Below are 20,422 nucleotides of genomic sequence, written 5' to 3'. Positions count from 1 at the left end.
ATCACCGATGAATATTTTTGTAATTTTGGTTCGTTGCTAACTTTGTGAAGTCGCAAAATGACGTACACTTCCTCAAACAATAATGCTCATGAATGCTTTAATGGACAATGCTGAAGTCAAAAAAGACATGGTACAAAACCTGTTAGGCCTGGGACAGGTTAAAAAATTCAATTTTAATTTACCCCCTGCGGCGTTGGTTGAACACGCCATTCTCAACGGCGAAGGCGTGTTGGCCGATACGGGCGCGTTGATGGTTGATACCGGAAAATTTACGGGGCGTTCACCAAACGACCGCTACATTGTGAGCGATGATAAGACCCTTCAGGCCGTTTGGTGGAGTGACATAAACATTCCTTTTGATGCCCAAAAATTTGACGCACTCCACCGCAAAATGTTGGATTATTTGGAAGATAAAACCGTTTATGTACGTCAGGCCCATGCTTGTGCCCATGACAACTACCGCCTCGGTATCACGGTAGTAAATACGTGGGCTTGGCATAACCTGTTTTGCTACAACCTGTTTATGCGCCCCGAAGAGCATTTCCTGCTAAGCCCCAACACTGATTTTACAATTATCAATATTCCCGAATTTCAGGCCGACCCGCTCACTGATGGCACCCGCAGCGAAAATTTTGCCATTCTAAATCTCAGCAAAAACATCATTCTGATTGGCGGAACGGGCTACGCGGGCGAAATGAAAAAAGGGATTTTTTCGGTGCTCAACTTCAAACTACCCCACGAAAGGGGAGTGCTTTCCATGCACTGCTCAGCCAACGTGGGCAAGAAAGGTGACACGGCGATTTTCTTCGGGCTGTCGGGAACAGGAAAAACGACCCTTTCGGCCGACCCGAATCGGTCCCTCATTGGTGACGATGAGCACGGTTGGGCCGACGAAACTGTGTTTAATTTTGAAGGAGGGTGCTACGCAAAAGTGGTTGACTTGACCCGCGAAAAAGAACCCGAGATTTACGACGCCATTCGCTTCGGAACGATTGTTGAAAACACCCGTTTTGTGGAAGGTCAGCGTACCATCAACTATGCCGACCGATCGGTGACGCAAAATACCCGGACGGCGTATCCCATCCATTATATTCCCAACATCATGCGTCCTTCGCGCGGTGATGCTCCCCAAAATATTTTCTTCTTGGCGGCGGATGCCTTTGGCGTTTTACCTCCGATTTCCAGATTGACCGCTGGACAGGCCATGTACCATTTTATTTCGGGCTACACGGCCAAAGTAGCAGGCACCGAAATGGGCGTAAAAGAGCCACAGGCTACGTTTTCGGCCTGCTTTGGAGCCGCATTTTTACCGTTGCATCCTACGCGCTACGCAGATTTGTTGGGCAAAAAAATCAAACAACACCAAGTGAATGTATGGTTGATTAACACTGGCTGGTCGGGAGGAGGATACGGCGTGGGCAGTCGGATGAAACTGTCTTACACCCGGGCCATGATTACGGCGGCCCTCAACGGTGATTTAGACCACGTAAGTTATACAAAACATCCGATTTTCGGCATCGAAATGCCTGATTCATGCCCGAACGTGCCAAGTGAGTTGTTGCATCCCCGCAATACGTGGGAAGACCCCGAAGCTTACGACCACATGGCATTGCATTTGGCGGGTCTGTTCAGGGATAATTTCAGTAAATACGAAGATTTTGCCAGTCCGCAGATTTTAGCTGGCGGCCCGATTGGGTAATAGGTAATGATTGTCTGGTATACAGCCCACGGAGTAATCTATGGGCTTTTTTTTGTATAAAAACCCTGAAATTAAGCACTTTAATGGCGGCTGACCGACTTTCAATTTCTACCTCTTTTTTTCTGGTACAAGAATTGCTATTAATCTTCCCAAAAGTTGCGGAACTTTCGCAAAAATCTAACCAACCCTTCAAGAATGTTTGTCGAAGCCATTGAGCGCGTCAGCGAGTTTACCCGACCTATTCACATCATTACCCGTTTGTATCACCAATCCGATATTTTGCCCGGGGCGGCAACGATGTTTTTTGTCAACGAAAACGGCTATGCCGTTACGTGTCGGCACGTGGCCGAGATTATTGTCAACGCAGCGGCGATTCAGCAAAACTATACTCATTTTGCGGCCGAATTGCGCAAGTATCAGCGCGACCCTCAGCTACGCCTGCACCAAAAACGACTCGAACAAAAACACGGCATGGCTTTGGGTACAATCATTACCCAAAAACTGGACTTCATCAATTGCTTTGACAGTCTGACCCATATCGACGTAACCTATCACCAAAAATACGACTTGGCCCTGCTACGTTTTCGCACCAACGGCAAATCGTACTACGGTCGCCCTGCTGAATTTCTGTCGGATGCCCAGGCCGTAAAACCCGGCAAAACACTGTGTCGTTTAGGGTATCCTTTTTCAGAATTTAACAATTTTCGGTACAACGCCGACCTGGATGATATTGAGTGGACGGGTGCGGCACCACACGTGACGCCCGCCTTTCCTATCGACGGCATAGTGACGCGCTTCATCGGCGACGAGACGGGTCAAGCCTACGCCATTGAAATGAGTACACCCGGGCTGGTAGGTCAAAGTGGCGGGCCCATGTTTGATTCTGACGGAATAGTGTACGGAATGCAGCAATCAACGCGGCATCTTCATTTGGGTTTTGACATGGTCAACCGCGACGTATGGATTGGTACGCAACGCGCCAAAGTGTCTAATCACCCTTTTCTGCACGTGGGGGTATGCATCAGCGGAACAATCATTAAGGATTTTTTGCGTCAGCACGGAGTGAAGTTTTACCAGAAAAAATAAGGTGTTTTATTTTAAACCATAATTTCCTCGGAGCAGGTATTCAAAGAATCGGCTCGGCAAAAAACGTTTGAGCCAGAGTGAAAACCGCTGCAAAAATGGCCCTGCGATGTAGTGGATTTTTGGCGAAGAACTATTGATGGCCTGCTCAATGATTTTGGCGATGTAAAGCGGGTCTTCGGCCTTGCTCACTTCGTCGTTGACAATATTATTCATGGTTTCGACGAAGGAACGATAAGGTGACGCGAGCGAGGGCATGGCCACCAAGCGAGCGGCGTTGATGTTGGTACGGACGTCGCCTGGTAAGATACTACACGCCCGGATACCAAAGGGTTTCAATTCGATATTCAGTGTTTCGGTCAGGATTTCGACGGCGGCTTTGCTGGCGCTATAAATACCCCGAAAGGGTAAGCCCATTCGCCCCGCAATAGATGCCACGTTGATAATCAGCCCATTGCCTTGAAGCCTCATGACCGGAAGCGCCGCACGGCACATCCGGAGTAGTCCATAAACATTGGTATTAAACACCTGTTCAATGAGCGCATCTGGGGTTTCTTCCAGCGCCCCGATGATTCCTAACCCTGCGTTGTTGATGAGCACGTCAAGGCGCTGTTCACGTTGGAGCAGTTGCGCGATGGCCGCCTGAATGGAAGTCTCATCATTCACATCCAGCAGGAGGGTTTGAAATGGAACGATTTCGGTAAAAGGTTTTCGGCTGGTGCCGTACACGCGATGCCCCAATTGTGTTAGATATTCGGCCGTAGCACGGCCAATTCCGGTAGAAGCACCCGTAATTAAAATAACTTTGGACATTTTTTGGGTATATCGTTAACCGTTAATTAGTTAAAGGATTTAATGCGTCTTTTATGACGTTCAATCTTTAACGGATACCAGTTAACTGCCTTACTTTTTAATTTGATTTAACTCTTCCTGCATTTGATTGACCAGATGCCTAAGGTGGTCCAAAGATACGGTAGGCTCGGGCAAAACCGTACTAAAAAACGCTTTAATTTCCCACACTTCCAATACATCTTTCAGTGGAACTTCGAAGGTTGGAATGGTATTTTTGTCGGAACTGAGCAAGAGTGTCCCCTTGATTTTGACCTGATTATAGACCCTACGACACACTACGCCCAAATTTCGGGCTACCAATAAATAAGTTTTACCGTCGGCAATGTCGTACCAGTTTCCGATAAATTGCCCAATCAAAAAAGCATTGGGATAGGTAAAATCATCCCCAGCTTCAAACGCTCGGTATGCGCCCTTTGGCAGGAGCGGCCACTGAAAAACGGGCAAACGTTTGATAAAATCGCTGTTGTTGTGCTTCTCAATGTACTCCTTCCACTGGCTTTGGCGCACGTAAGGAATCAGCTGAGGCGACGTTTTTTCGTACTCGGCGGTTGGCATTTGTACCATCGTAGCTCCGTTGCTGTTGTCGTATTGGTTATTAAAAGCAGGCGGCTGATACGCCGGAGACGGTAGCTGAACTGGAGCAACGGGTTTGGGCGGCTCAATCACCGAAGCTACTGGCACAGAGGGTGGTGCAGGAATGGATTGCGGACGAGGAACGGCGGCAGGAGGTGTATAATATTGTTCAAAAATGCTGGATAAAGTCTGTGGTTCTACCCCTACTTTAGGCTCCGACACAAGTGGGGTAACGGCGGGCTTGTCTATCGGGAGTAAATTGGGGGTTTCACGGATTTTGCGCAGGTCTTTTTTTAGCAAATCGTCCACCGATACATTGAAGAGTTTTGACATCAACTTCAACACATCAATGTTGGGATTGGCGCGCTGCTCCTCATACGCCCCTACCGAAGCCCGCTTAATGCCCAACCGACGGGCAAACTGATCCTGCGTCATTCCGTGTAGTTTGCGCAGGTATTTCATATTATCACTGACAATACTCATGGCAATTTTGATAAAAATTTTAGTAAAAGTAGGGAATTTTCAGTTTTACTAAAAATACATCTATAATCTCCTTGAAAATTGTATTTTTGAGGAGAAATAATAAAATAAAAGTTAGACACAGGTTAAAAGTGTCAGGGTGGAAATTTGGGCAGAACGAACAACTTTATTTTTTATAACTCATTAATAATTAACGTATTCCAACATGATAACCGCTGAATCAACCTTAACCCGTGACCTACAACGCGTTTTTGACGCTCAACGTAAAAATGCCGTCAACGTGGCATTAACAAACGCAGATGAGCGGGCCGAAAAACTAAAGGTACTGTTGGATTACCTCATGGCCCACCTGCCCGACGTAGAGAAAGCAATGTATGACGATTTTCGCAAACCTGCCGTAGAAGTGCTATTAGGAGAGGTCTATACGATTACGTCAGAGATAAAATTTGCCCGCAAAAACCTAAAAAACTGGATGAAACCCCAACGCGTTCCTACGCCGTTGGGCATGATAGGTACTTCCAATTACATCAAACACGAGCCCAAAGGCAATGTGTTGATTATTTCTCCCTGGAATTATCCGTTGGCATTGGCCATCAAACCCCTCATTTCGGCCATTGCGGCGGGCAACGTAGCCATGCTGAAGCCTTCCGAGCTTACGCCCCATACTTCGCGTTTTCTCAAAAAAATGATTAACGATTTGTTTGCCGAAGAAGAAGTTGCCGTTTTTGAGGGAGATGTCGAGGTAGCCACCGAGCTACTGAAATTGCCTTTCAATCATATTTTCTTTACGGGCGCGCCAACCATTGGCAAAATAGTCATGCGAGCCGCCGCCGACCATCTAGCCTCCGTGACGCTGGAGTTGGGAGGAAAATCCCCCAATATCATTGACGAGACCGCCGACATCAAAAAAGCCGCCGAAATGACGGCTTGGAGCAAAGGCCTGAACAACGGTCAAACCTGCATCGCGGTAGATTATGTGATGATTCATGCTTCAAAAATAGACGAGTTCATCACTTCGTATCGGGCTGCTCTCCAAAAAATGTACAGTGAAGGCGCCGAAAAATCAGACAGTTACGCGCGTATTGTCAACAATCGGCACTTCAACCGCCTGAAAGGCTATCTGGACGATGCCATCGATAAAGGAGCCTCGGTGGTGGTGGGCGGAAAAACACTGTCTGAGCAAAACTACGTGGAGCCTACTTTGCTAACCAACGTCAGCGACGAGATGAAAATCATGCAAGACGAAATTTTTGGCCCGCTGTTGCCCGTGTTGACTTATCAAAACAAAGAAGAGGTAATTGCGTACGTGAATGGCAAAGAAAAACCGCTTGCGCTCTACATTCACAGTACGGATTCAAAAAACATTGATTATTTCCTGAACAACACCACGGCGGGCGACACGGTCATCAACGACGTGATGATTCAGTTCGGCAACGCAGAGTTGCCCTTCGGCGGGGTCAACAACAGTGGCATTGGGAAGTCAAACGGGTATTTTGGTTTTCAGGAATTCAGCAACCTGCGGGGCGTGTCTAAACGCCAATTTGGCACCATGAAATTTCTGTATCCACCTTACACGGCCAATGTCAGAAAAATCATTGATTTATTTGTGAAGTATTTTTAGATTTACCATGCCGACGCCATTAATAGAGCGTCCTAAGTTTAAGGATTTACCAACTTTTACAAAAGTTGAAGTTACCGACAGTCAAGTGGGTTTTTGGTTAAATGATGGCCGTGAAGTTTGGATACCTTTGGAATGGTCGGATTTACTGAAAAATGCTTCCCCCATTGAAAGACAAAATTTCAAAGTGAGTGGTTATAATTTGTTTTGGGAAACTATTGATGAAATCATTGGAATAGAAAATGTCCTTTATGGTAAAAAACTTTGGCTTTATCTACATTATATTGCTGCAAAGCTTTTGTTTTTTGCCTAATCACTGATCAGTTTCCCCTACATCTTCGGGCAGCTTGTCTTGCCTCTGCTCCTGCGCGAAGCGGGCCGGAAGCGAATTTGGTTTTTAGTGACTAAATACCCTCCTTTTCCTTTTTTAAAGACATCCCCGCCGCCGTCCATTGGGATAAAATCCATGGAGGGCAAAAACGCAAAATCATCAAGGGGCTGCGCCTGTACGTCAAAAAGCGGGTCGCCGGGAAAGTGGTAAGTTTCAAAATCGTAATCAAACAAAAAAATCGTCACAAATCCGTCTGGACTGTATTTGAGGCTGATGTCGTTGGTGGGCATGAGTTTAAAGGCCTGCTTCAAATCAGCGCGACGCACAAACACATCCTTAAAGTGGTCGTGGTACAGTTTGGCGCGGTTATAGAGATAAATGACGTTGGAGGTATCGTAACTGATGGCAATGTCGAGGTAATGCCCCGAAAAATCCCGCCGGGCTTCTTTCGCAAACAGCACGCCCATGTTACTGATGGCGTTGGGGCTCAGGTAGCGTTGATAATTCTCAATGGCGGGGGTTTCTTCATTCCGATTTTTGTACACATTGCCGATATTGACATAGTACGGTCTTTTGGTGGAATCGACTTCCAACGCTTTATCAAAGTCCTGCATCGACAGCGTTGAAAATTTGGCCTCATCTTTGTGGTTGCGCTCATGGCGCTCCCGTAGCGACATATACGACTGAACAATGCCTCGATTGTTGTAGAGCATGGCGAGTTTTCGTTGCCGTAGTAGGCTGTCGTACAATACTTTTGCGCGGTCGATTTCATCTTTGTTTAGGAGCGAAATCGCCAAGCCATTGCTAGCATTTACATTGCTTGGATCCATGCGGTGCGCCTGCGAAAAGTCATCCATCGCATCGTCGTATTCACGACATTTGAGGTAAATATTCCCCCGATTTACGAGCATTCTTACACTTACTTCATCGTTGGCTCGAATAGCTCTTTCGAGCCATTTTAGTGAGGAGAGAAAATATCCCTCAATGCGTAAATATTCGCTCATGGCCAAACATGGAAGCAACCCATTGCCAGCTAGCCGAACGGCGGTTTGCACATCGTCTTTGGCGAGTTTTGATTGTTCGGTATACAAACGGCAAAAAGCGCGGGCCGCAAAAAAATCAGCGTGGTTGCGGTTTTTTACATTCAGAATCTCGCCTGCTTGCTCAAAACAGCAGACCGCTTCCCCAAAATTTCGTAGGCGATAATTGACCATTCCTAGTCCCAGCCAAGCACTTTTTTGGGTTGAGTCCAAGTCGAGGGCGCGTTCAAAAGCCTTTTGTGCTTGTCGTTGGCCGTTGGTGCCCACATAAGCATTGCCGAGGCTCAACCACGCTTCGGCCGATGATTCATTGTGGCGGCAAGCCGCATCGTATTCCAACACGGCAAGCTGGTATTTCCGTTGTCGGTACAGCGCGTGGCCGAGCCCCAAATGGGCCGCAAAACGATAATATGGGTCTTTTAATTCTAAATATTCACGGTACAACACCTCTGCCTGCTCATATTCTTGTTGGGCAAGGTGGGTGTTCCCGCGCTGAACCAGCAGCCTTAGCCCCCTCGCATTTCGGCCTGTTTTGAGGGTAAATTTCTCGGCTTTTTGGTAGAGTTTTTCGGCATTTTTGTAATCCCCCAACCGAAAAAAAATGTTGGCGTACAGTTCATGAAATTCGGCGGCTTTGGCAAATCCAATTCGTTTGATGTGCTCCTGCGCTCCCGATAGATTGTTGAGGCGGTACTCGGCCAAGGCCATATTGAACAATAGCGTATCGGTCGGTTGGGCCAACGCCCAAGTAGCCAAGCTTTTATTGATTTCTCCTTTTTGCGCTTCCCAAACGCCTTTATTGTGCAAATACCTAAGCCCTAAGCCCGTTTGTGTCATTATTTCTAAGGCATCATTATAGTTTTTGAGCAAACCCGTTATGAGTGAGAGATTGTACAATAAGGTATCGTTGGCGGAGGAATGTTCCTGCGCTTGCAAGAAGAGTGATTGGGAAGTCTGAAGTTTAAATTGATAAGCCTGTTGAATACCCGCGTTATTGAGCTGTCGGAAGCGTTTATCGGTCATTTTCGGTGCTTTGGCGGGGAGGGGTGCGGGGCTACGTCGAGGGACAATTGCGACCCCAGCGGTGGGCTTTAAAGGTGTAGAAAAACTCGTATCAATCGAATCAACTTCCATTGCCAATGCAGGCAATACCGAAGTCAATACCAACAGGAACAAGACCAAAAAAAGCCTTTTTAGAGTCATAACGAACCAATATTTTGGGTAGCTATCAATAAAATCTTTCACACGAACCGTGCCATTTAGGCTACTTTTCTTAAAACAAAATATTGGGTTTGGAAGGAAGAAACTACATACCAATAAGAACAATGGTACAGACTAGTGGTAAAAATACCTGTTAAGGCTTACAAAACAAACATCCGTACTGGATAATATGCCAGCTTTTATTATTTGGCAAGCGTCTTTTATAGATTTATTACGTGAAAAAATCCACAAATGGTGCTTATAGAGGTAGTTAAAAATTGTTCGCTATGAAATTAAGTTCTTTGTCTAAAATCACGATTGCCAGCGCGACCCTTATCGTTTCGGCGTGGTATTCTGGCGCTGATGATAAAAACCGATATACGGGTTGGAGTGAATTTTTGGGTGGACCAGAACGTACGCATTATTCGAGCCTCACCCAAATTACGACCGAAAACGTCAAAAATTTACAGGTCGCATGGGAGTATCACTCAGGCGATACCACGGGGCAAATTCAGTGCAATCCCATCATGGTCGACGGAGTCCTGTACGGCACTACGGCTTCGGTGCAGGTATTTGCGCTGGATGCCGCCACAGGAAAAGAACTTTGGAAATACAAAGACTCCAAAGACCCGCAATGGTTTAATACCAATCGGGGCGTGACCTACTGGGAAGACGGCAACGACAAACGTATCTTTTTCAGCGCGGGGCAGTGGCTCTACGCACTAGAAGCAAAAACGGGAAAACCAATTGAATCTTTCGGTGAAAACGGTCGGATGGACTTACACAATGGGTTGCCTGCCTCAGCCAAGGATAAATTTATCTGCTCTAACACCCCCGGCACTATTTTTAAAGATTTGATTATCATGCCCGTACGCCTGTCAGAAGGCCCAGATGCGGCTCCGGGCCATATTCGGGCTTTTAACGTTCGCACTGGCAAACTGGCTTGGACCTTCCGGACCATTCCACATCCCGGCGAAGTGGGCTACGAAACTTGGGGAAAAAATAACTACAAAAATGAAGATGTGGGCGCAGCCAACAACTGGGCTGGCATGGCCGTAGACCGCGACCGGGGCATTCTTTTTGTGCCTACTGGCTCGGCAGGGTATGACTTCTACGGCGGCAATCGGCCTGGACAAAACCTGTTTGCCAATTGTTTATTGGCACTCGATGCCGCTACTGGCAAGCGACTGTGGCATTTTCAATTTGTGCACCACGACGTATGGGACCGCGATTTACCTTCGGCTCCCACGCTCGTGACGGTCAATCGAGACGGAAAAAAAATTGATGCCGTAGCGCAGATTACCAAGTCAGGTTTTGTGTTTGTCTTTGACCGAGTGACGGGAAAATCGCTGTTTCCCATCAAAGAAATTCCCGTACCCACCAATGGAGTGCCTGGCGAAAAACCTTGGCCTACCCAGCCCGTACCGCTCAAACCCGCACCTTTTTCACGGCAAACACTGACCATGGACGAAATTAATCCTTTCGCCGCCAATCGGGATGAATTGGCCGCTACGCTTCGCAGTATTCGTCACCGCCATCAGTTTGAGCAACCAAGCAAAGAAGGAACGTTGATTTTTCCTGGCTACGACGGCGGCGGGGAATGGGGCGGAGCAGGCTACGACCCCGAAACGGGCATATTGTACGTAAATTCGAATGAAATGCCTTGGATTATGACGATTGTGGACAAGCCCAAAATGGATAAGTTGGCGATGCTTCCCACGGGCGAACGCGCCTACGTGCAGTACTGTACTGCCTGCCACGGTGCCGACCGCAAGGGGAATCCAAAGAGTGGGTATCCGTCGTTGGTAGGCATTAATACCCGTCGCGACCGGGCCTACATTCACACGCTGGTCAGCAATGGAAAAGGAATGATGCCAGGGTTTTCGTACCTGAAACCCGCCGAAAAAGACGCGCTAATTGCCTTTTTGTTTGGAGAAGAGAAAAAAGAAGCGGGCAGTGCAGCGGTGGAAGACAAGTTTTCGAGCGTGCCTTACAAAACCACTGGTTACAATAAATTTTTGGATAAAGACGGCTACCCGGGCATCAATCCGCCGTGGGGGCAGTTGAGCGCCATCAATCTCAACACGGGTGAATACGCCTGGAAAATCACATTAGGAGAGTTTAAAGAACTAACGGCCAAAGGCATCGCCCCGACGGGTTGCGAAAATTACGGCGGCCCAGTCATTACAGCGGGCGGTGTGTTGTTTATTGCAGCCACCAAAGACGGGATGTTTCGGGCATTCAACAAAAAAACGGGTCAGCTGTTGTTTGAAACTAAACTCCCAGCGGCGGGTTTTGCCACGCCAAGCACCTATCAGGCCAACGGAAAACAGTACGTGGTCATTGCCTGCGGTGGTACCAAGCTAGGCACGCCCAAAGGCGACAGTTACGTAGCGTTTGCTTTGCCGTAGATTATACATTTTTTTGTCAAGAAAATTAATACAAAACGGGTGGTTTTGCAGCTAACGCTTGCAAAACCACCCGTTTTTCGTTCCTCCGTTTTCCGTGTTCCTCCCAATGGGTCTTAAATCTGCGAATAGGCCGTAGGTTCCAGAAAGATACGCGCAATTCTAGAAACTGTATTAGCGTATTCGGGCGCTTGCGAAAGCTGCTTCCAGTCAGGGTCAGCGCTAAACTGTGCCCAGTTGGCGTTGCGCTCTTCCATGTTTTTGAAGGTCAGCATATAGGTCAGACACGGCATACGCGGCCCTATAAGGACTTCGCCAAAGAAGACAATGTTGAGTTTGACTTTGTTAAAAACCGCAATTTCTCCTTCGTTAAACATCTTAATCTTACGACGGGCGGCGTCTTCGTTGTAGCTTTCGTAGGTTCTGAGTTCCATGATTCGCGGCTCTTTGACAGGCGTAGCCAACTTGGGCATCCCGTCAAAGGCAACCATCAATGAACTGCCCATCCGGTCAAAAGTAGCTTTATCGACGGGGGTTTTTAGGTAGGTATCGGCGGCGCTGAGGTAGTCGGCATCGGTTTTCAGTTGACCGTGGATTTGGAAATATTGCTCCTGCGTAGCGTAAGCAATCAGCACGTGCAATTTGGCGGGGTCGTCCTTGCTCATTTCCTTAAACACCCCTACTTTACTCGCTCCCATTCGGTTGAGGGCGGGCATCAAGACGGTTTGTATGTAGGCTTCCAAACGGCCCATGCCGCCCATTTTGGTCTCGTACGACCGCAATTCGTAGACTTCTTTATCGTTTTTTTTAACTGATTGTGCAGCTAATTTTGGCGAAACGGCCCCGAGCCCAAGCAGGGAGGAGGCCGCCATAAACTTTCTTCTTTTCATTTGTATGTCTATGTAAGTTATTGTTAGGAAAAGCAGCCCTAGGCGATTCCTTACCCGAACAAAAGGAGCGTTGAGGGTTACAAAGGCAATCGAATTATAAACGTCGTCCCTTCGCTCTCCTTCGTCTCCACCTCAATCGTCCCGCTGTGTCCTTTGGTCACAATGTCGTAACTAAGCGAAAGTCCCAAACCCGTTCCTTCGCCGGTAGGTTTGGTGGTGAAAAAGGGCTGAAAGATCTTGTCTTTGATGGCGGCAGGAATGCCGTTTCCGTTGTCTTGGACGGAAGCCCCCCAATCCCCAAAGGGGGAGTAATATGTTCTAACGGTTACTTTGGGGTGATAATCGGGTTCTTTCAGTTTGCTGCGTTCATTGACGGCATAGAAAGCATTGTTAATCAAATTGAGCAATACCCTGCCGATCTCCTGCGGCACGACATTGATAAAGGGCAGATTGTTATCGACAATCAGTTCATAGTCCGAATGAAAGTTACTGTCTTTAGCGCGCAGCCCATGATAACTCAGCCGCAGGTATTCATCAGCGAGTTGGTTGAGATCAGTCGGTTGGCGCTCACCAGTGGTGGCCCGGGAGTGTTCGAGCATACCATTGACAATGGAAGAGGCGCGCCCGCCGTGGTAAGTGATTTTTTCCTGGTTTTGAATCAGGTCGTCCAGTAACTCATTTTCTAACTCTTCATCCCGTTTGGCCTTTAGCCTTTCTTCTTTTAACTCTTTGGCTAATTCCACGCTGAGTTCCGAGAAGTTATTGACGAAGTTTAAGGGGTTTTGAATCTCGTGGGCGATGCCTGCGGTAAGCTCGCCGAGACTGGCCAGTTTTTCTTTTTGGATGAGTTGGGCTTGGGTGGCTTTCAGGGTTTCCAGTGATTGTTGAAGTTGAGTACGCTGTTGATGAATTTCGTCACGTTGGTGTTGGAGCAGGACGTTGGCTTTTTGGGTTTTACGCTGGTTTCGGTAGAAAAACAGGACAAATGCCAGTAAAACCACCATCGTACCGAGTGAAACGTAAATTTTAGTGCGGTTTTCTAATTTGACTTTTTCCTCTTCCAACTTCTGCACTCTTTGCTGTTCTTCAATTACGGTTATCTGAATTTGATTGATTTTGTCCTGATTGAACAGGGAGTCACGAGCGCCGAGCATTAGGTTTTGGTATTTATAGGCGCTGTCAATGTTGCGCTGTCTTTTATAGGCTTCTGAAAGCACCCGACTGTTTACATACATGCCGCGAACATAGTTCATGGTTTGGGCGGCTTGTAATCCTGCTTTAGCTACACTGATCGCTGAATCGAGCAGGTTGGTGTGATTTAAGTGAAATTCACTGAATCGGCGGGCGGTTAGGCTTATTGACCATAAGTTTCCGGATTGTTGAGCAAGGCGAAAATTCTTTTGGAATAATCGTGAAGCCAACTTCGGGTTACGGTCTATTTCTAAGCCCGCACTATAGTTTGATTCACTAATTGCCGAGTCAATTTTTATGGCTTGTGTCAGATAGTAACGAGCTGAGTCAAGCTGATTGTTATAGAGAAATGCGCCACTGAGTTCCCAGAGGCAGAGATAAGTGGGTGTTGTACCTGTTCGTACCAATGCTATTTTTTTTTGGCTTTTCTCCAGCAGGGGAAGTGCTGATCTAAAATGATGAATAGCCGGTCGATAGTTTTCTAAAACCATATATAATTGTCCTATCCGATAATTAGAAACCCCTACACGATAGGCGTTCATTAATCCCGGCCCTTGACTTTCCTTGATTACCCGTAGGTACAAAGCCATACTTTTTGGAATATCACTCTCAAAAAGGGAGGTGGCTAAAAGATATAACCCCCAAAGTTCGCTTTCCTGATCTTTAATTTGTCGGGCCAGGGAAACAAATTTTTGGGCGTACCAAGAGGAAGAATCAGTATTGAATTGTGTATAATTACCGCTTAGACTTCGATATAAGGAGAGCCTTGTCGTATCGTGTGTGGCTTTGGCTAACTCGCGTTTGAGGCTGTCGATTCTGAATTGAACTTGTTGGGCCGATCCAAAGAAAGAAAGTAAGATAAGTAGGAGTAAAATGAGCGTTTTTTTCATTGGAATCAGATTAAAAGTAAATTGGTACTGTCACAATAAACGTCGTCCCTTCGCCCTCTATCGTCTCCACTTCGAGTGTTCCACCGTGGACTTTGGTGATGATGTCATAACTGAGCGAAAGTCCCAAACCCGTTCCTTCTCCCGTGGGCATTGCTTTTACGAACCCTGGCAGTATCCTTTCAGCGTAGTGTCGTCTAAGGCAGTGGGAATCAAAACCTATTTTGTTTTATGCCCTCCTGCATGTTGAACGAATTTGTTCAGCACGGTAGAGTCATAGCCGCTTCCTAAGATTATCAGGGAGCCGTTTGAAGGACCAACAGTAGTAGGGCTTTGGGCAAAAACCTGAGCGACTAAAAGTAGAGCCGCAATAAATGATAATTTTCTCATCATTTATTTTTTTAAAGGATTACTTATTTATTACCAAATCTTTGTCCGGTTCTCGCGGTAAAGTTTATCTCCTTGCTTCACATCAAACGCCTGATAGAAAGGCTCGAAGTTGGAAAGGGGACCGTTAGCCCTGAACTCGGCGGGCGAGTGAGGATTTGTATTGATGCTTAGCTGTAAGGTTTCATCTCGTACTTTTTCTCGAAATACCTGAGCATAAGCCATGAAGAAGCGTTGATTGGGGGTGAAACCTTCCAGCTTCTTTTGCTGCTTAGCCTGCGAAGTTAGCTGAAAGGCTTCATAGGCAATAGATAAACCACCCAAATCGGCGATATTTTCGCCCAGAGTCAATTCCCCTTTGACCGACAGCCCCTCCAGCACTCGGAACCCGTTGTGATTGATCAACTACCTGCTGAGACCGCTGTTTAAAGGCTTCATTGTCTTCTTTCTTCCACCAGTTTTTCAGCATACCCATGTAGTTGAAGAGCCGTCCCTGATCGTCGAAGCCGTGTGTCATTTCATGACCAATCACTGCTCCGATGGCCCCGTAGTTAACGGCATCGTCGGACATGATATCGAAGCAAGGCCATTGTAGAATACCCGCTGGAAACACAATCTCGTTTTGCAACGGATTGTAATACGCGTTGATGGTCTGGGGCGTCATTCGCCATTCGGTTTTATCGATGGGTTTATTCAGCCGGGCAATGGTTTCTTTTTCATGCCATAGCTGTAGCGCCTTTACGTTCTCATAAAAGGTTGTTCGGTTGATGACTACGCCCTCGTAGGTTTTCCATTTATCAGGATAGCCGATTTTTGGGGTAAAAGACTCCAGTTTTTTGAGGGCCTCTGCTTTAGTTTCGGCCGTCATCCAGTCAAGTGACTCCAGGCGGGTTCTGAATACTTTTTTCAGATTGCCCACCAACTCCATCATGCGCTGTTTGGCCTCTGGTTTGAAATACCGTTTTACATATAGCTGCCCCAGTAAATCACCCATCGCACCATCGGTTTGGTCCAATATCCGTTTCCAACGATTCTGCTGCTTTTGCCTGCCAGTCAGTACTTTGTTATAGTCGAAATTGGCCCTTACAAATGGCGCACTCAGCAGCGAAGCCGCTGACGCAATAACCGAAAAGCGTAGCTTGGCTTTCAGAATCTGAATGTCATAGGTTGTTAATAGTTCATTAAGTGCCCTGTAATAGTTAGGATGGGCTATGATGATGGTATCCTGAACCGCTCCCCTAGTAGTCAGGAATTGGGGTAAGGCCAGATTCGGCACCTGCTCACTGAATTCTTTTAAAGTAACCTTATTGTATTGTCTCAGGAGGTCACGCAGCTCAATGCTGCTGAGGTGCGAGGCGGCCAGTTGGGTTTCTAACGCTAAAATCTCGTCAGCCTGTTTTTGGGCGATGGCTTCTGAGGTGCCAGTCAGTACAAACAGTTGGCTGATATATGCTTTGTAAGCATTTCTTATTTTAACCGTAGTCTCCTCGGTTTTGGTATAGTAGTCTTTATCGGGCAAACCAATACCCGCCTGAGCCATATAAAGTACGTTTTTGGTTGGGTTACGGGCATCCTGAAAGATAGAATACGTTATAAAGGTGTTACCCCCGTCCAAGGGGTGCGACGCGCAAAAAGCAAGCAGGGCTTTATAATCATTAATGGCTTCTATCTCGGCCAGAACCGGCTTAATCGGCGCATACCCGCGTTTCTCAATCGTCAATGAGTCCATGCCAGCGGCATAAAAATCGCCCACGCGTTGTTCCACACTGCCTATAGCAAAGCGGCCTTGGGCAGTGTTTTCCAGAATAGACTTTAATCGGTTTTGCGTTTCGTTTTGGAGTATACTAAAAGTTCCCCATCCGGTTTCTGAGGCCGGAATAGCTGTGGTTTTAAGCCAGGTACCGTTTACGTACCGAAAGAAATCATCCTGTGGCCGAACCGATTTATCCATCGCTGACAGATCAAGACCTGCCTTTTTAGGTTCATCTTTTTTAGGATCGCCAACGAAGGCAACGGTTAGTAAGGCGGCTGTTATGAGGAAAAGGAGGGTAAATGATTTCATGATTTTTAGATTGAAAGGTTATTGTGGCATCTTATTTGTCTTTTGCAGGTATAGCTGCCATAGCACGTAATCCTTTTACAAAGCTTTAGGGCTGACATTTACAACTTTGTAATGACCAAGTCCTACGATTACTGAATTGGGTGAAGGAATTAACATCGTAACCTGACCTCTTTCTTTGTCCATACACTAAGCTCCTTATGGCATAATTTCTCCATAAGGCTTCATAGCGAGTTTTGGGGCGCTTCTGTATGAAAGCGTAATCGTAGTGAGGTTATGGCTTTATAATCAGCTGGTTGTATTTTTTAAGGATTGTACGTATACTTTCATGCGGTAGGGCGGGAATGAAGTTTCCATTGATACCATCCATTGATTTCGCGGCAACCAGAGCGTTCAGAATGGCTTCTTCTGTGGCCTGAACGGTTGCTGTAAACAATGGATCCATGGCATCGTTGGACAGCATCTGAACGGCCCGGGTCGCTGTTCGGTCAAACGAAGCCGAATTTGCCGTGGAAAACGCCAGAAAAATGTCCCCTGAGCTATTGCCACCTACGCCTCCTGTTTTGCCGATTCCCAAAGGAACTCGCTGGGCGATACGTTTAAGCTGATGGGGAAGCAAGGGGGCATCGGTAGCGACAATCACGATGATGGAACCTTGTTCAGAGGACTGTTTAGCGGTTGGTTTGCCGTAAATCTGCTCCCCGTTAAGCCGCCAGGAGAGCGTGTCCAGCAACGCCCTTCCCACAGGTATACCGGCAATGGTCAGTTGCCCGCGGCTACCAAAATTGGCCTGTACGAGCACCCCCACTGTATGTCCGTTAACGACGCGTGAAGCAGTGCCGGTTCCTCCTTTAAAACCCAGACAAACCATACCCGTACCTCCCCCAACGGCCCCTTCTGCAACGGGCCCGTTCTTAGCCCCATCCAGCGCCTGCATTACATGCTCGCGGGTCACATGAAAGCCGTTGACATCATTCAGCAGTCCATCATAGGTCTCAGCCACGAGCGGGTAAGAAAACCAAAAACCACCGCCTTGTGTATTGTAAAATTTCTTTTGAGCCTGCCAAGCTACGGTTGCATCCCGGACAACGCCTACACTATGTGTGTTGGTTATAAGAATCGGAGTTTCAAGAAATCCTGATTCGGTTACCCAAGTGGTTCCGGTCATTTCGCCGTTTCCGTTCAGGCTGTACCAGTTAGCAAAAACAGGATCGAAGGTTTTACCACGGGGCAGGATAGCCGTTACCCCTGTTCGGACAGGGCCTTTCCCCACCACTAACGGGCCGCTTCCTTCAATGATCGTCGTCATACCTACTTCTACCCCTTTTACATCAGTAATTGCATTGTAAAGCCCAGGTTTGCCGTCAAGGGGAATGCCCAGGTCTCGGGCACGGGTAGGATTTGGCTGGGCTGGTGCTGCGGCTGAGAAGCCAATGAATAGCCAGAAAATGATAAATTTGGTTTTCATAAGAAGTAAGGTTTGTTTAAAAAAAATTGTTTTCGGAATCACGCCCTTACGGAAGGTCACGAACGTGGTATCGGTTTGAAATTGTCTGATAGAAAGTACAAAATAAAACCCCGCTTTAGGGTATCAACCCCGCTCGGCGTAGCATCGCCTGCGGCTTGGGATCACGGCCGCGAAACTGACGATAAAGCTCCATCGGCGGTACGCTTCCACCCTTTTGCAATAGGGTTTTGAACTTGCGGGCTGCTTCCGGATTGAAAATGCCTTTTTCTTTGAAGTAGTCATAGGCATCGGCATCCAATACCTCCGACCATTTGTAGCTGTAATAGCCGGAGGCGTATCCCCCGCCAATATGACTGAAGGTGGGGGTTCTCTTACTTTCGGAAAAATAGGGATAGCGCCCGATTTTCAGGTAAATGGGCTCCTCGAGCTCTGTAACGGTCTTTTCATGTCCTTTCGGATCGGCATGCCACGCCATATCAATAAGGTTACTGATGATATGGTTGATGTTTTCATGGCCGGCAAAAAACGTTTTTGATTGGCTGATCTTTTCAATGACCGAGTCCGGCAGCGACTCATCGGTTTGGTAGTGTTTGGCAAAGGTTTTTAAAACCGAAGGCTCGTAGCAAAAATTCTCCATGAATTTACTCGGCAATTCCACAAAGTCAGTAAATACCTCATGGTTGTAGCGGGTTTTGACGTTAAAAAAATGAAGTGCGTGACCGAATTCGTGAAAGAGCAGCTCCACATCGCGAAAGCCCAACAAAGCGGGTTGCGTTTCGGTAGGCTTGGGGGCATTACAGACAATCATAATTTGAGGCACCCGCCACTGACCCTCCGATGAGTACCGCCCGCTTCGCACGAAGTCCATCCATGCACCGGGTTGTTTGGAGGGGCGGGCAAACATATCCACGTAAAAATACCCCAGCAGTTGGCCGTCGGCTTCCAGTGCTCGGTATACAGTGACATCGGGATGGTATACTGGGATGGTTTTGTCTTCCACAAACCGAATACCGTAGAGCTGATTAGCTACGCCAAACATTCCTTCCAGTACATTTTGAAGTTTAAAAAAAGGCTTGATGGATTGATCGTTAAAAGATAACCGTTCCTGTTTGAGCTTTTCGCGGTAGAACAAAACATCATACGATTGCAGTTGCTCCTCGGTAAACCCCCTAAGACGCGCATAGGCCGTCAGTTCGTCAAACTCCCGCCGATACGCCGGTTGGGTGTAGGCCGTTAGGGTATCCAGAAATGCGTACACGGTTTCGGGATTTTGCGCCATACGCTCCTGCAATCGGTAGTGGCTGAAGGTGGGAAATCCCAGCAATTGGGCCATCTCCTGCCGTAAAGCCACTATTTCCCTAAACACCGGACGGTTGTCATGGGCATTGTCATGCGCTGCCCGGCTGCCATTGGCCAGCCACAGTTCTTTTCGGAGGGCGCGGTTTTCGGCCATTTGCATAACGGCCGCATAGCTCGGAGCCTGTAACGTAAACAGCCAGCCTTCCTGCTTTACCAATTTTGCTGCTTCTTTGGCGGCCTGAAGGGCCGTTTCCGATAGTCCCGCTACTTCTTCGGGCTTAGTGATAAGTTTGGAAAAGGCGGCTGTTTCGGCCAGTATATTATCGGCAAAGGTCGTTTCGAGCTTTGCCAGAGCAAGGTTGATGGCTTTCAACCGTTCCTGCTTATCCTTGGGGAGTTTCAGGCCGGCCCGAAGTAATTTTCGGTAGGTATCTTCGATGGCTTTTCGTTCTTCGGGGTCGGTGTATCGTTGACGTTGACGGTAAAGCTCTTCTATTTTTTGGAAGTACGTGGCACTGTACGTAAATTCATTTTGAACTTCCGTATACTTGACGTAGTATTCCTGCATCAGCTTTTGGGTTTCCGGGGTGGCGTCTGTACTGTTGAGTATATAGTGAACCGTGACTGCATTGTTAAGCAAATCAAAGCCTTTGTCAAAAGTGGCGGCCCAAAGGGTATTTTGGGGAGTGGGGTTTGCCCTATTGGCAATGATCTTTGCGTAGGTGTTTTTCATGAGCACCAGCCCGCTGTCAAGGGCGGGCCGCAGGTGGCTGACCTTGATTTTATCGAAGGGAAACAGCGCATCGGGACCCTGCCATGGTTGGAAAAAGGGATTATCGTTGACTGGGGCAGAAGCGGTTTGTTGAGTAAACGATGTCAAAACCGAAAAGAGAAGACAGGGCAAAATCAGGAGTTTCATAATGTAAAGCAGTAGGTTAGGAATGTATGTGTTTAAAA

15 protein-coding genes are annotated in these 20,422 nt (G+C 47.4%); 5 read left to right on the top strand and 10 right to left on the bottom strand.

Features of this window, described 5'->3' with window-relative positions; translation table 11 throughout:
* Nucleotides 1-127 precede the first annotated feature (127 nt).
* Together pckA and GVN20_RS03995 are read left to right on the top strand one after the other, a co-directional pair.
* Nucleotides 128-1,699 carry a phosphoenolpyruvate carboxykinase (ATP) gene (gene pckA / locus GVN20_RS04000; protein ID WP_229598979.1) on the top strand — a complete coding sequence of 524 codons (1,572 nt, stop codon included), beginning with the start codon at nucleotides 128-130 and terminating at the stop codon, nucleotides 1,697-1,699.
* A 195-nt stretch (nucleotides 1,700-1,894) separates the two neighbouring features.
* The gene (locus GVN20_RS03995) at nucleotides 1,895-2,785 is read left to right on the top strand and encodes a serine protease (protein ID WP_166557069.1); all 891 of its coding nucleotides are present in this window, start codon (nucleotides 1,895-1,897) and stop codon (nucleotides 2,783-2,785) included.
* 6 nt (nucleotides 2,786-2,791) lie between these two features.
* Here GVN20_RS03995 and GVN20_RS03990 read toward each other — a convergent pair whose 3' ends face one another.
* Nucleotides 2,792-3,595: an SDR family oxidoreductase gene (locus GVN20_RS03990; RefSeq protein WP_166557068.1), complete on the bottom strand. Its 804-nt coding sequence runs from the start codon at nucleotides 3,593-3,595 to the stop codon at nucleotides 2,792-2,794.
* 90 nt (nucleotides 3,596-3,685) lie between these two features.
* On the bottom strand, nucleotides 3,686-4,690 hold the full coding sequence (locus tag GVN20_RS03985; protein ID WP_166557067.1) for a helix-turn-helix transcriptional regulator: 1,005 nt from the start codon (nucleotides 4,688-4,690) through the stop codon (nucleotides 3,686-3,688).
* 202 nt (nucleotides 4,691-4,892) lie between these two features.
* Between GVN20_RS03985 and GVN20_RS03980 the strand changes: the two genes are divergently transcribed.
* A complete protein-coding gene (locus tag GVN20_RS03980) occupies nucleotides 4,893-6,308 on the top strand; it encodes an aldehyde dehydrogenase family protein (protein WP_166557066.1) in 1,416 nt (471 codons plus the stop codon).
* A 7-nt stretch (nucleotides 6,309-6,315) separates the two neighbouring features.
* Nucleotides 6,316-6,618, top strand: coding sequence for a DUF2442 domain-containing protein (locus GVN20_RS03975; RefSeq protein ID WP_166557065.1), 303 nt, complete (start codon nucleotides 6,316-6,318; stop codon nucleotides 6,616-6,618).
* 17 nt (nucleotides 6,619-6,635) lie between these two features.
* On the opposite strand, the gene GVN20_RS03970 is transcribed toward GVN20_RS03975, so the two are convergent.
* Nucleotides 6,636-8,879 carry a tetratricopeptide repeat protein gene (locus GVN20_RS03970; protein WP_166557064.1) on the bottom strand — a complete coding sequence of 748 codons (2,244 nt, stop codon included), beginning with the start codon at nucleotides 8,877-8,879 and terminating at the stop codon, nucleotides 6,636-6,638.
* A 284-nt stretch (nucleotides 8,880-9,163) separates the two neighbouring features.
* On the opposite strand from GVN20_RS03970, the gene GVN20_RS03965 reads away from it, so the two are divergent.
* Nucleotides 9,164-11,287: a PQQ-binding-like beta-propeller repeat protein gene (locus tag GVN20_RS03965; RefSeq protein WP_166557063.1), complete on the top strand. Its 2,124-nt coding sequence runs from the start codon at nucleotides 9,164-9,166 to the stop codon at nucleotides 11,285-11,287.
* 113 nt (nucleotides 11,288-11,400) lie between these two features.
* Here GVN20_RS03965 and GVN20_RS03960 read toward each other — a convergent pair whose 3' ends face one another.
* From GVN20_RS03960 to GVN20_RS03935, 7 genes are all read right to left on the bottom strand, one after another.
* On the bottom strand, nucleotides 11,401-12,174 hold the full coding sequence (locus tag GVN20_RS03960; protein ID WP_166557062.1) for an NIPSNAP family protein: 774 nt from the start codon (nucleotides 12,172-12,174) through the stop codon (nucleotides 11,401-11,403).
* Nucleotides 12,175-12,251: 77 nt separating this feature from the next.
* Nucleotides 12,252-14,255 (bottom strand): sensor histidine kinase, encoded by a 2,004-nt coding sequence (locus GVN20_RS29650; protein ID WP_229598958.1) that lies wholly within the window; start codon nucleotides 14,253-14,255, stop codon nucleotides 12,252-12,254.
* Between the two features lie 10 nt (nucleotides 14,256-14,265).
* Nucleotides 14,266-14,427: an ATP-binding protein gene (locus tag GVN20_RS03950; protein WP_409033834.1), complete on the bottom strand. Its 162-nt coding sequence runs from the start codon at nucleotides 14,425-14,427 to the stop codon at nucleotides 14,266-14,268.
* A gap of 245 nt (nucleotides 14,428-14,672) precedes the next feature.
* Nucleotides 14,673-15,020, bottom strand: a complete 348-nt coding sequence (locus tag GVN20_RS29910; RefSeq protein WP_206023189.1) for a M13-type metalloendopeptidase — start codon at nucleotides 15,018-15,020, stop codon at nucleotides 14,673-14,675.
* Nucleotides 14,938-16,701: a M13 family metallopeptidase gene (locus GVN20_RS03945; protein ID WP_206023188.1), complete on the bottom strand. Its 1,764-nt coding sequence runs from the start codon at nucleotides 16,699-16,701 to the stop codon at nucleotides 14,938-14,940. The genes GVN20_RS29910 and GVN20_RS03945 overlap by 83 nt, the downstream gene beginning before the upstream one ends.
* A 271-nt stretch (nucleotides 16,702-16,972) precedes the next feature.
* Nucleotides 16,973-18,166 carry a P1 family peptidase gene (locus tag GVN20_RS03940; RefSeq protein WP_166557060.1) on the bottom strand — a complete coding sequence of 398 codons (1,194 nt, stop codon included), beginning with the start codon at nucleotides 18,164-18,166 and terminating at the stop codon, nucleotides 16,973-16,975.
* 115 nt (nucleotides 18,167-18,281) lie between these two features.
* Nucleotides 18,282-20,384 (bottom strand): M3 family metallopeptidase, encoded by a 2,103-nt coding sequence (locus tag GVN20_RS03935; protein WP_166557059.1) that lies wholly within the window; start codon nucleotides 20,382-20,384, stop codon nucleotides 18,282-18,284.
* Nucleotides 20,385-20,422 lie beyond the last annotated feature (38 nt).

Source organism: Runella sp. CRIBMP, assembly GCF_009905605.1.
Lineage (GTDB): Bacteria > Bacteroidota > Bacteroidia > Cytophagales > Spirosomataceae > Runella.
The sequence above is the reverse complement of the archived record's forward strand: the minus strand, read 5'-3'. Positions and strand labels throughout refer to the sequence as shown.